This is a genomic window from Sphingomonas sp. CCH10-B3, from assembly GCF_001556185.1.
GTDB lineage: Bacteria > Pseudomonadota > Alphaproteobacteria > Sphingomonadales > Sphingomonadaceae > Sphingomonas > Sphingomonas aquatica.
Window position 1 is genome coordinate 72,680 of record NZ_LSIJ01000028.1, and the last position, 12,263, is coordinate 84,942.

The window sequence follows — 12,263 nt, forward strand, 5'->3', positions numbered from 1 at the left end:
ATTGTTGGGCCGCGCTAATCATTGTAACGCGCCGCTGGCCCGGTAACATGGGGCCGAGGGTCGTCGCCGCCGAGCGACGTTGAGACAGGCACGCGCTCGGGGGATTGATGCTCAAATATTTCCGCGAATCGATTGTGTTCACGCTGATCTGCGGCGGGCTTGCGGCGTGGCTCGGCTGGTCGAGCACGCAATCGATGATGGGCACGTTGGGCGTGTTGTGGATCGTCGCGGTCCTCGGCGTGCTCGAACTGTCGCTGTCGTTCGACAATGCGGTCGTCAATGCGACCGTCCTGCGCGAGATGTCGCCGGTGTGGCAGCGCCGCTTCCTGACCTGGGGCATTTTGATCGCGGTGTTCGGGATGCGGATCGTGTTCCCGCTGGCGATCGTCGCCATCGCCGCCAATCTGGGGCCGGTCGAGGCGGTCACGCTCGCGATGACCGATCCGGTCGCCTATGAACGCATCATCACCGGCGCGCATGTCGCGATTTCGGGCTTCGGCGGCGCGTTTCTGGCTATGGTTGGCCTCGCCTTCTTCTTCGACGAAGGCAAGGACGTGCACTGGATCGGCGTGGTCGAACGGCCGATCGCGCAGCTGTCGCGCATTTCGGGAATCGCGATCGGGCTGGTGCTGCTCGCGCTCTACGGCATTGCCCAGTCGCTCGAGCCGGGCGAGGGGATCACCTTCCTCGGCGCCGGGATCATCGGGCTGCTGACTTATATTGCGGTGCACGCCATCGGCGCGCTGCTCGAACAGGGGACCGACGATGGCGGTGCCGCGCACAGCATGGCGCGGTCGGGGCTGGCCGCCTTCCTCTATCTCGAAGTGCTCGATGCGTCCTTCTCGCTCGACGGAGTGATCGGCGCCTTTGCGCTGTCGACCAATTTGTTCATCATCGCGCTGGGCCTCGGCATCGGTGCGATGTTCGTGCGCTCGCTGACGGTGATGCTGGTCGATCGCGGCACGCTTACCGAGTACCGCTTCCTCGAACATGGCGCGTTCTACGCGATCGTGGCGCTCGCGGTGATCATGCTGATTTCGGTGCGTGTCGAAGTGCCCGAGGCAGTGACCGGGCTGATCGGCGCGGGACTGATCGGCCTTGCCTTCGTCGCGTCGCTGCGCGCGAACCGCGCCGAGGATGACAGCGACGCCGTGGGGGCGTGACCCTGCTCCCCATCCACGCCGTGTTGCCCGATCTGCTCGCAGTCCTGCGCGCGCGGTCGACTGCCGTGCTGGTCGCGCCGCCGGGGGCGGGCAAGACGACGGCGGTGGCGCCTGCGCTGCTGGCTGAGCCGTGGTGCAGCGGCGAAATCCTGCTGCTGTCGCCGCGCCGGATCGCCGCGCGCGCCGCTGCCGAGCGGATGGCGGCGGTGGCGGGCGAGGCGGTCGGGCGCAGCTATGGCTATGCGACGCGGATGGACAGCAAGCGCTCCGCCGCGACGCGCGTGACGGTGATGACCGAGGGCATTTTCGTCAATCGCATCCAGGCCGATCCCGAGCTGGCGGGCGTCTCGGCGGTGTTGTTCGACGAAGTGCACGAACGCAGCCTCGACAGCGACTTCGGGTTGGCGCTTGCGCTCGACGCGGCGGGCGCGCTGCGGCCCGACCTGCGGCTGGTGGCGATGTCGGCGACGCTCGACGGCGCGCGGTTCGCGAGCCTGATGGGGGATGCACCCGTCATTGAAAGTGAGGGACGCAGCTATCCACTGACCTTGCGCCATCTGGGCCGCGCGGCGGAAGCGCGGATCGAGGACGAGATGGCGCGCGCAATCCGGCTGGCGCTGGGCGAAGCCGAGGGCGGGGTGCTCGCCTTCCTGCCCGGCGTGGCGGAGATCGAGCGTGTCGCCGAACGGCTGGGCGACCTGCCCGGCGTCGTGCTCCACAAGCTCCACGGCACGCTGCCGCCCGCCGAACAACGCGCGGCGATCGCGCCGTCGGACGCGCGCAAGTTGGTGCTCGCGACTTCGATTGCCGAGACCAGCCTGACGCTCGACGGCATTCGCATCGTCGTCGATTCGGGGCTGGCGCGGCGCCCGCGCTACGATCGCGCGGCGGGGATGACGCGACTGGTGACCGAACGCGCGAGCCAGGCGGCGGTGACACAGCGCGCGGGCCGCGCCGCGCGGCAGGGGCCGGGGGTCGCGTATCGGCTGTGGGAGGAGGCCGCGACGGCGGGGCTGCCGCGATTCGATCCGCCCGAGATCCTCGAGGCCGATCTGTCGGCACTCACGCTCGACTGCGCGCGTTGGGGGGAGAGCGATCCGCGTCGGTTGCGCTGGATCGATCCGCCCCCCGACGCCGCGGTGGCCGAGGCGCGGTCCCGGTTGCTGGCGCTGGGGGCGATCGACGGCGCGGGGCGGGTGACGCCGCATGGCGAGGCGGTGGCCAGACTGCCGCTGCCGCCGCGGCTCGGCCACATGCTGATCGAGAGCGCGCGGCTCGGGTTGGGGGACGTGGCGGCCGAAGTCGCGGCGCTGCTCGGCGAGCGCGGGCTGGGCGGGAACGACCCCGATCTCGACGCGCGGCTGCAGCGGTGGCGGCGCGAACGCGGCGGGCGAGCCGAGAGTGCGCGGAAGCTGGCGGCGCGGTGGGTCGCGCTGACTGCTCCCTCTCCCCTCCGGGGAGAGGGTCGGGGAGAGGGGGAGCCCCACGCACCGTCGCCTGTGGCCCCCCTCTCCCAACCCTCTCCCCAGAGGGGAGAGGGCTTTGACGTCGCCACCTGCATCGCGCTCGCTTTCCCCGATCGTGTCGCGCGCCGTCGCGAGGCTTCGGGCGAGCAATGGGCCTCGGTCGGCGGGCGCGGGTTCAGGCTCGACCCCACCTCCAGTCTCGCCCGCGCCGAATGGCTCGCGGTCGCCGAGACGCAAGGCATGGCGGCGGGCGCGCGCATCCTTGCCGCTGCTCCCATCGACGCGGTGACCGTCGAGGCGCTGTTCGGCGACAGCATCGAAACCCGCCGCCACGTCAGCTTCGATCCCGCGACCGGCGGCGTGCAGGCGGTGCGCGAGCGACGGCTCGGCGCGATCCGGCTGAGCGGTGGGCCCGACCCGAACGCCGACACGGAGGACATCGCCGCCGCGCTGCTCGATGGCCTGCGCACCCATGGCCTCGACCTGCTGCCCTGGCCCGATTCGGCAACCGCACTGCGCCAGCGCGCCGCCTTTGCCGCGCAGCACGGTGCGCCCGACTTCGCGCTCGACGATCAGGCATTGCTCGACCGCGCCGACGAGTGGCTGGTCCCGCTGCTGGCGGGCAAGCGCCGCCTCGACCAGATCGATCCCGCCGCGCTCAACGATGCGCTGCGCAACCTCATCGGCTGGGATGCGTTGCAGGCGATCGACCGGCTCGCGCCGCCGCGCTTCGAATCGCCCGCGGGTAGCAGCCACGCGATCGACTATACCGCCGAAGCTGGCCCCACCGTCGAACTCCGCCCGCAGGCGCTGTTCGGCCTCGCGACTCACCCGATGGTCGCAGGCGGGCGGGTGCCGCTGGTGCTATCGCTCACCTCGCCCGCCGGTCGCCCGATCCAGACGACGCGCGACCTGCCCGGCTTCTGGGCGGGCAGCTGGGCGGCGGTCGCGAAGGAAATGCGCGGCCGCTATCCGCGCCATCCCTGGCCCGACGATCCGGCGAACGCCAATGCGACGCTCAGGACCAAAAATGCGGATGCACGCGCGCAAGGCTTGCGGTAAGGCGCAGGACATGACGACCGCACGCATCTATCAGCGCCCCAAGAACGCGATGCAATCGGGCCGCGCCCGCACGCAGCAATGGGTGCTCGAATTCGAGCCCGCCGAAGCCAAGCGGCCCGATCCGCTGACCGGCTGGGCAGGCTCGGGCGACACGCGCGAGCAGTTGCGGCTGGCGTTCCCGAGCGCGGAAGCGGCGATTGCCTATGCGACGCGCGAAGGCATCGACTATCACCTGATCCCGGCGCCCGAGCGCAAGCTCAAGCTGCAGGCTTACGCGGACAATTTCCGCTAGGGGGCTGCCCCCCTCTACTCTTTCCCGTCCTCGCCGTTCAGATCCCCGGCAAGCCGGGGTGCGCTTGCTCGGCCAGGCCTTCGATCGCGTCGAGCGAGAGGTCCTGCGCTTCGATCATCGCCTGCAGCCGTTGCGCGGCGGCTTCCTGTTCGGCGATCGACGTGCCGCCGCCCGGACTGTCGAGCGCGACCACTTCGGTCGCCATCCGCGGCGCTGACGGGGCGATGCCGAACGCGTCGCTGGTTGACAGGTTGGTATTGAGGCTGACGCGCTCTTCCCATCGCGGCCCGCCCCACAGCACGGCATAATACATCAGCTTGGCTTGGACCGCACCGACGCCCGAGGCGATCATGCCGTCGTAGAAGACACGGTGCGTCGCCTGCCACGTCCGTGTGCGCTTGTCGCAAAACCAGTCGTGGATGATCGAGGCGTTGCGATATTTGCCCTCGAGCGGCCCGCCGATGATGCTCCAGAAGCCTTTCGGGATCGAGGCGCCGTCAACGACCGCGCCCTTTGGTGCTGCCCAGCGCACATCGGCAGGGTCGATGAAGACCAGGTCCGATTCGAGCCGGATGTTGCGCCCGTCATCGAGCAGGGTGACCAGAAAGTCGCCTTCGAACCGTGCCGCCATTGCCCGCTGCCCTCGCTGCCGAATTCGCGCGATATTCCCATGCACGTCCAAGGTGCGCAAGCGGCGGTTGCCCTTCGCGGCGTGGGGCTTACCTAAAGGGCGTGACCAGCGCCGTGACTGCCCGACTCGCCGATGGCGTCCGCCGGATTGCCCCGGCGGACTGGGATGCCTGTGCCGGGTCCGCCAATCCGTTTCTCAGCCACGCCTTTCTGTCGATCCTCGAAGAATCGGGCAGCGTTGGCCCGCGCGCCGGGTGGCAGGCCGTGCCGATCGTCGTCGATGGCGCCGATGGTCGCCCCGCCGCGATTGCGCCCGCCTATGCCAAGAGCCACAGCCAGGGCGAATATGTGTTCGACCATGCCTGGGCCGATGCCTGGGAACGCGCAGGCGGGCGTTATTACCCCAAGCTGCAGGTCGCGGTGCCCTTCACCCCGGTGCCGGGGCCGCGGCTGCTGCTGCGCGATGAAGCTGCTGCGCCGGGGTTGATTGCGGCGATCGAGGCGGTGGTCAACCAGCACGGCATGTCGAGCGCGCATGCGACCTTCGTCGCGACCGACCAGCTGCCGCTGTTCGAAGCAGCGGGCTGGCTGATCCGCGCGGGCACGCAGTTTCACTGGGCGAACGACGGCTATACGAGCTTCGACGATTTCCTCGCCGCGCTGGCCAGCCGCAAGCGCAAGGCGATCCGCAAGGAACGCAGCTGCGCGGTCGAGGGGCTGACGATCCGCCACGTCACTGGCAGCGACCTGACCGAGGCCGATTGGGACGCCTTCTGGGTCTTCTATCAAGATACCGGCGCCCGCAAATGGGGCTCCCCCTATCTTACACGCCCCTTCTTCTCGCTGCTGGGGGAGCGGATGGGCGACCGCGTGTTGTTGATGCTGGCCGAGCGCGGCGGGCGGCCGATTGCGGGCGCGCTCAACCTGATCGGCGCCGACACGCTCTATGGTCGTTATTGGGGCTGCACCGAGGACGTACCCTTCCTCCATTTCGAGCTGTGCTATTATCAGGCGATCGAGGCAGCGATCGCGCGCGGGCTGAAATTCGTCGAGGCCGGCGCGCAGGGCGAACACAAGCTCGCGCGCGGCTATGCGCCGGTCACGACCTGGTCGGCGCATTACTTGCCCGATCGCAATTTCCGCCGGGCCGTCGCCGATTTCCTGTTGCGGGAGCGCGAAGCCGTCGCCGCCGACCAGGAATATCTCGGCGCTATGACTCCATTTCGGAAGGCGGCGGAGGCGTAATCAGGTCGCGGGTCAGCTCGGGGCCGGGCTTGCCGTGGTCGATCTTGAACAGCGCGCTGGTGCCGTCGCGCCACACGGGAATCAGCCCTTGCTCCAGCCGCTTCTCATAGGGCGGCGGGATGATCAGCCAGACATAATCGAACGCCTCGCGCGGGAAGCGCGCCAGGCTGCGCCCGATCGGCCGCCACCATTCGCGCGGGCATTGCTGGTAGGTCACCAGCTGCGACGGGTCGTGCGAATAGCGCGCGGCGGGGCGATATTTGGTGACCAGCAACTGCGCGCCCGCCATCGACCATTGATCGTTCGAATAGGCCATTTTGCGTTCGAGTGCGAGCGCGGGCAGGTGCTGCAACCGGCTCATGAACCATTCGCTGTGGCACGTTTCGCCGACGAAGCTGACCAGCCGCGCGCCTTCGGGCAAATGGTCGAGCGCCTTCAGCTCGCGGTCATAGCTGTTGCTGTAGAAATAGAAGCTCGCGGTATTGCCCGCGATCCGCACGAGGAAGAAGGCGAGGCCGAGCGCGGCCACCGTCATCGTGCCGCGGATCGACAGGCCGGGCTTGGGGCGCAGGCCGATCATCGCAATCGCGATCATGAAGGGCGCGAGCCGCATATCGGCATAGGCCGAGCCGAACACGATGCGCGGCAGCAGGATGAACACCGCCAGCAGGAACAGCGCCGACAGCAGCAGGTTGCGCGAATATTCGATGTTGGGATCGCGCACGCCCTTGAAGATGATGAGGTAGAGGACGGCAGTCGAGGCGATGTCGAATGCCTGCCAGCGGTCGCGGATCGGCATCGTCAGCCAGCTGATCTTGGCGCGCAGGTTGAACCAGTCGCCGGTCTGCCCCTTCACGTCGGCGCCGCTGCGCCACGCGACCATCAGCGCGATCGGCAGCGCGAGCGGCAGGCAGCCGATGCCGGCACGTATCCATGCGCCCAGCCAGTGCGTCGCCCGCTCGCCCCAGCCGTTGGACGTTTCGGGCAACCGGTCGTGCTGGCGGATCATCTCCGCCGAAAAGGCCATCACGCCGAGGAAACCCCAGCCGAAGGTGTGGCACACCCACAGCGCGCAGCTGAGCGGCACGAAGATTACCGCGCGCAAACCGAAGCGATTGTGGCGCGCCAGCCACAGCCACAGCCCGAACAGATTTAGCGCGAGCGCCATCGACAGCGCGAAATTGACGAAGCCGAAATGCAGGGGGAAGCTATAGGCAAGCGGGAGTGCGAACAGCGCGGTCGCGGGTACCCGGCCATGGACTTCGCGCGCGATCCACAGCAGGCCGGTAACGGTCAGTACCGGAATGCTGATCACCAGCAGCTTGACCGCCAGTTCCAGCCCGAAAATCGGTGCCAGCGGGATGATGAGGAGATCAAAGCCGAGATTGCCGATCAGCGACCATTTGAAATCATACCAGTCGAGCAGCCACGGCGCCTGTTCCCCTGACAATTGCACGCGGTAACGACCCATGTGCCCGGGCAAGTCGACCAGTGGCGGAATCGTCGGCCACAGCAAGGGAATGGCCGCAATCGCCGCCATCGCGACGACGAACCAGCGCGTTTGCCACCAGTGGATTTTGCCCTCCATCCGCGCGCTCTAGTCTGCGCGGGGGGCTTCCCGCAAGCGCGGTGCAACGCGCCACAGCTTCGCCCCCGATGCGGTGGCGACGGGGGTGAGCCAGCCGGGCGCCTTGTCGGCGCGCAGCCGGCCCAAGAGGCGGTGCGGATCATTGACGAGCGGGCGGTCGAGTTCGGCGAAATCGCCGGGGCAGAGCAGGACATAATCGGCCCGCCACTTCGCGGCGATCGCCTGCGCGGCTTGGGGGCTGCCAAGGAAAAAGCGGTACATCGCGGCGTTGCCGCCATTGTTGCGGTGATAGGGGGCGGCGATCATCCGGTGCGGCCCCGCCGCAATCGCATAAGCCCCGACATCGATCGGCGCCATCACCGTCCCGGTCGGCAGCGCGGCGAGCGCGGCTTGCGGGTTGCAGGCGGCACTCGGCGTGCCGGTTGGCGCGAAGGCTTGCGCGGCGATTGGATAGAGCATCCCTGCCGAACCGAGCCATGCGCCCGCCAGCCACAGCGCCCCGCGCGTGCGCGCTTCGCCGATCGCGACTGCCAGCGCAGGGGTGCCGAGGATGACGCCGGCATAGACGCCGCGCAGTTCGAAACAGGCGACCGCAAAAGCGGCAAGCTGGAGCGCGAGTAGCAGCGCCCAACCGCGCTGCTGGCGCTGCCAGACCTGCCACAAGGTCGCCGCGATCCCGGCGATCAGCAGCCCGGCATAAGCGACGGCGGTGGCGAAGGGCGCCGCGAACAACGATTGCGCTTCACCGACGTGATCGAGCCACAGCCGCGCGACCAGCGGGTCGACCGCGCCATAGGGATTCGCACAGCCATGCGCGATCGGCAGCAGCGGCAGCGCGATCATGCCGCCCGCCATCAGGCTCGCCGCCGCCCGCAGTGACCGTGTGGCCAGCAGCGGCGTAGCCAGGCTCAGCACCAGCGGGGCCACCGCGCCGATCTGCGCCGCCATCCACACGGTGCTGGTGAAGCTGTCGCAGGCGGCATAGCCCCAGTCGGTCGTGGCAAAGATTGTCGCGCCAAGTGCCAATGTGCCGCTCAGGCCCGTTCCGAGCCCGGCTAGCTGTCCGGACGCGCCGCCGCGACCAAACCACCAGCCGACCCATACGGACAGCGAGACGAGGCTCAGAACCGGCGCCATCTCCATGCCCACGATCAGGCTCGCGCCCGTCGCGACGCCAGCCACAATCCCGCTCGCCCAACCGGGCGTCGCGAGCAACGCGCGCACGGCAACCAGCACCAGCACAATCTGCAAGCCGTGGTGATCGATCCGCCCCGGCGCGAACAGGGTGGTGACGGGATAGGCGACGCCTGCGACGATGATTGCGGTGCGCGCTGCGTCGGGCGCCAGCTTGCGGGTGATGCTCGCGACCAGCGCCAGCGCCGCGCCGAACAGCGCGAGTGGCCAGGTGGTGACGGCGGCGATTTCAGCGGCATGGGGGCCGATCAGCGGGCGCAGCAGCGCTATGATCGCCGCAGGGACCAGATCAGGCAACCGAGACCAATGCATCGCGAGACCGCCCGCCAGCCGGTGCTGCCGCACATCCGCAAACGCCTGCCCGCCGAGCCAGTCGCGGATCTGCTGCAACCGCATCGCATCATCGGTATCGGGGAGCCGCAGCGCCGACAGGTTCCCCCAATCGCGCGCCGCCCAGGCAAGGCCGAGCAGCAGTGCGAAGGCGAAGGCGATCAGCAGGTCGCCGCGATCTGCCCGGTGGTGCTGCGAAGTCCCCATGGCACCGGGGTAGCGGCGCCGTGGTTAATGCGGGGTTTCGCCGTCACCCCTGATCCCGCCGCCCCAGCAGCCGCAGCCGCAGCGCATTGAGCTTGATGAACCCCGCCGCGTCGCGCTGGTCATAGGCGCCCTGATCGTCCTCGAAGGTCACGACCTTTTCCGAATAGAGCGAATAGGGCGACTTGCGGCCGATCACATAGACGCCGCCCTTGTAGAGCTTGAGCCGCACCGTGCCCGTCACCTTCAACTGGCTGTGGTCGATCGCCGCCTGCAGCATCTCGCGCTCGGGCGAGAACCAGAAGCCGTTGTACAGCAGCTCGGCATAGCGCGGCGCGAATTCGTCCTTCAGATGCGCCGCCCCGCGATCGAGCGTGAGCTGTTCGATCCCGCGGTGGGCGAGGTGATAGATGGTGCCGCCCGGCGTCTCGTACATGCCGCGCGACTTCATACCGACGAAGCGGTTCTCAACCAGATCGAGCCGTCCGATGCCGTGACGGCGGCCGAGTTCGTTGAGCGCGGTCAGCAGGCTCGCGGGCGACATCCCCTCGCCGTTGAGCGCGACGCCGTCGCCGCGCTCGAAATCGATCGTGATCACCTCGGGCGCGTCGGGCGCGTCCTCGGGGTTCACCGTGCGCGAATAGACGTAATCGGGCACTTCGTCCCACGGATCCTCGAGCACCTTGCCCTCGCTCGAGGTGTGCAGCAGATTCGCGTCGGTCGAAAACGGCGCTTCGCCGCGCTTGTCCTTGTTGACCGGAATCTGGTGCGCCTCGGCGAATTCGATCAGCTTGGTGCGGCTGGTCAGGTCCCATTCGCGCCACGGCGCGATCACCTTGATGTCGGGCGCGAGCGCATAATAGCCGAGCTCGAAACGGACCTGGTCATTGCCCTTGCCGGTCGCGCCGTGGCTGACGGCATCGGCGCCGACTTGCCGCGCGATCTCGATCTGCCGCTTGGCGATCAGCGGCCGCGCGATCGACGTGCCGAGCAGGTACAGCCCCTCGTACAGCGCGTTGGCGCGCATCATCGGGAACACGTAATCCTTGACGAAAGTCTCGCGCAGATCGTCGATGAAGATATGCTCGGGGCGGACGCCCGCCATCTCGGCCTTCTTGCGCGCGGGCTCGAGTTCCTCGCCCTGGCCCAGATCGGCGGTGAAGGTCACCACCTCGCAATTATAGGTCTGCTGGAGCCACTTCAGGATCACGCTGGTGTCGAGCCCGCCCGAATAGGCAAGGACGACTCGATTGATCTGGTCGGTCATGGCAAACTCCTGAAGGCGAGAAAGCGGCGCGTGTTACGAAGCCGCGGGCGCGTGCGCAAGCGACTAGGGGGAAGCCATGGCCAAGGCAAACAAGACCGTCGAAACCGACGCAAGCGTCGAAGATTTTCTCGGCAAGGTCGAAGTGCCGCAGCGCGTTGCCGATGCCCGTGTCCTGATCGACCTGATGGCGCGCATTTCGGGCGAGCCGCCCAAGCTGTGGGGCCCGTCGATCATCGGCTTCGGCAGCGTCCATTATCGCTACGAAAGCGGGCGCGAGGGCGACATGCCGGCAATCGCCTTTTCCCCGCGCAAGGCCGAACTGGTGCTCTATGTCGGCGCGGGCACGCCGAATATCGCCGCGCTGCTCCCGGAATTGGGCAAGCACAAGACGGGGAAGGCTTGCCTCTACGTCAAGAAGCTCGCCGATGTCGACGACGCCGTCCTGGAAGCGGTGGTACGGACGGCGTGGGAAAATCGGCTGGCGAATGCGCCAGCGTAACGGCTCGCTTCGACCGCTTTTGCTACCGCCTGGGCAAGTTTGTTTCGCAGTCGCAATATACTGATAGATTGCAAATTATCCGACCCGCTACCCGAGACGATGTTCGTGTCGGGAGCCTTCGTGATGCCGCAGCAAGACCAAGTGAGCGATATGTTGCCCGATGTTGCGGCGGGATGGCGCCCGTTCCGCGTGGCGCGCGTGGCCGATGAAAGCAGCGTGATCCGCTCCTTTTATCTGGAACCGGTCGATGGCGGGACGCTTCCTCCCGCGGCGGCCGGCCAGCATCTGCCGATCCGCCTCGACATTCCCGGTGCCGATGGTCCGGTCATCCGCACTTACACGATTTCGGGTGCCTCGATCACCGGACATTACCGCCTGAGCGTGCGCAAGCTGGGCTTGGCCTCGACCTATTTGCACGAACAAGCCGCCCCGGGTACGATCATCGGCGCCAAGCCACCGGCGGGCGATTTCATCATCGACGACCAGGTGGAGCACACGGCCGTGCTGGTTGCGGCGGGCGTCGGCATTACGCCGATGCTGGCGATGCTGCACCATCTTGTCGCGGGCGAAGTGGCCGGGCGACCGATGCGGCCCGCTGTGCTGTTCTACGCGGCCCGCTCGCTGGCAGAGCGCGCCTTCGACGCCGAACTGGCCGTGTTGCGCGAACAATCCGGCGGCAAGCTGCGACTGGTCCGGCTGCTGCAGATTACCGACGACGCCGAAGCGGGGCGCGATCATGACGAAACCGGCTTTCTCGACGCGAGCATGTTCCAGCGTCACCTCGGCTTTGGTCGCCATGACTTTTATCTGTGCGGGCCGCCGCCGTTCATGCAGGCAGCCTATGGCGCGCTCCGCGGGCTGGGCGTTGCGGACGGCGCGATTTTTGCCGAGGCATTTGGTCCGGCCTCGCTCCAGCGGACGCCCGATGCGGCTGCGCCGACCGCACCCCAACCGGTTGCAGCAACTGGCCCTGCCCTGGTGACCTACCAGCCAACGGGCACCGAGGCGCGCTGGGCACCCGGTGCCGGCAGTCTGCTCCAACTCGCCGAGGCGGCGGGTCTGAAGCCCGAATTCGGCTGCCGCGAAGGTGCCTGTGGCGCGTGCAAAAGCAAGCTGGTTCAAGGCGAGGTCGCCTATTTCCGGACCACCAGCGCAGCGCATGGCGCCGATGAAGTGCTGATCTGCAGCGCCGTGCCCGCGGCCGGCGCGGCGGGCGACGCGCCGTTGGTCATCGCCCTCGGCTAGGCAGGCTCAGCCGCGCATCGCCCGCTCGGCTTCACCCATGTAATTGCGGGTGATCGGCAGCGTGTGGCGGTTGCGGGC

10 protein-coding genes are annotated in these 12,263 nt (G+C 67.9%); 6 read left to right on the forward strand and 4 right to left on the reverse strand.

The window, feature by feature from the left end:
• Positions 1–107 precede the first annotated feature (107 nt).
• From AX672_RS06480 to AX672_RS06490, 3 genes are read left to right on the forward strand one after another with little or no spacing between them, the layout of a single operon-like run.
• On the forward strand, positions 108–1,163 hold the full coding sequence (locus AX672_RS06480; RefSeq protein WP_066650076.1) for a DUF475 domain-containing protein: 1,056 nt from the start codon (positions 108–110) through the stop codon (positions 1,161–1,163).
• On the forward strand, positions 1,160–3,691 hold the full coding sequence (gene hrpB / locus AX672_RS06485; protein ID WP_066650078.1) for an ATP-dependent helicase HrpB: 2,532 nt from the start codon (positions 1,160–1,162) through the stop codon (positions 3,689–3,691). The genes AX672_RS06480 and hrpB overlap by 4 nt, the downstream gene beginning before the upstream one ends.
• Positions 3,692–3,701: 10 nt before the next feature.
• On the forward strand, positions 3,702–3,983 hold the full coding sequence (locus AX672_RS06490) for an ETC complex I subunit (protein ID WP_066650144.1): 282 nt from the start codon (positions 3,702–3,704) through the stop codon (positions 3,981–3,983).
• A 37-nt stretch (positions 3,984–4,020) separates the two neighbouring features.
• Here AX672_RS06490 and AX672_RS06495 read toward each other — a convergent pair whose 3' ends face one another.
• On the reverse strand, positions 4,021–4,614 hold the full coding sequence (locus tag AX672_RS06495; protein ID WP_066650080.1) for a DUF1353 domain-containing protein: 594 nt from the start codon (positions 4,612–4,614) through the stop codon (positions 4,021–4,023).
• Positions 4,615–4,715: 101 nt separating this feature from the next.
• Here AX672_RS06495 and AX672_RS06500 point away from each other — a divergent pair, with 101 nt between their 5' ends.
• Positions 4,716–5,858 carry a GNAT family N-acetyltransferase gene (locus AX672_RS06500; RefSeq protein WP_066650081.1) on the forward strand — a complete coding sequence of 381 codons (1,143 nt, stop codon included), beginning with the start codon at positions 4,716–4,718 and terminating at the stop codon, positions 5,856–5,858.
• On the opposite strand, the gene AX672_RS06505 is transcribed toward AX672_RS06500, so the two are convergent.
• From AX672_RS06505 to AX672_RS06515, 3 genes are read right to left on the reverse strand one after another with little or no spacing between them, the layout of a single operon-like run.
• Positions 5,824–7,446 carry a hypothetical protein gene (locus tag AX672_RS06505; protein ID WP_066650083.1) on the reverse strand — a complete coding sequence of 541 codons (1,623 nt, stop codon included), beginning with the start codon at positions 7,444–7,446 and terminating at the stop codon, positions 5,824–5,826. The genes AX672_RS06500 and AX672_RS06505 overlap by 35 nt on opposite strands.
• A gap of 9 nt (positions 7,447–7,455) precedes the next feature.
• Positions 7,456–9,177: a hypothetical protein gene (locus AX672_RS06510; RefSeq protein WP_066650085.1), complete on the reverse strand. Its 1,722-nt coding sequence runs from the start codon at positions 9,175–9,177 to the stop codon at positions 7,456–7,458.
• Between the two features lie 43 nt (positions 9,178–9,220).
• Positions 9,221–10,441, reverse strand: coding sequence for an argininosuccinate synthase (locus tag AX672_RS06515; RefSeq protein ID WP_066650087.1), 1,221 nt, complete (start codon positions 10,439–10,441; stop codon positions 9,221–9,223).
• A gap of 76 nt (positions 10,442–10,517) precedes the next feature.
• Here AX672_RS06515 and AX672_RS06520 point away from each other — a divergent pair, with 76 nt between their 5' ends.
• Positions 10,518–10,940 carry a DUF1801 domain-containing protein gene (locus tag AX672_RS06520; RefSeq protein ID WP_066650089.1) on the forward strand — a complete coding sequence of 141 codons (423 nt, stop codon included), beginning with the start codon at positions 10,518–10,520 and terminating at the stop codon, positions 10,938–10,940.
• 123 nt (positions 10,941–11,063) lie between these two features.
• A complete protein-coding gene (locus tag AX672_RS06525) occupies positions 11,064–12,185 on the forward strand; it encodes a 2Fe-2S iron-sulfur cluster-binding protein (RefSeq protein ID WP_202189261.1) in 1,122 nt (373 codons plus the stop codon).
• The last annotated feature ends 78 nt before the right edge of the window (positions 12,186–12,263 follow it).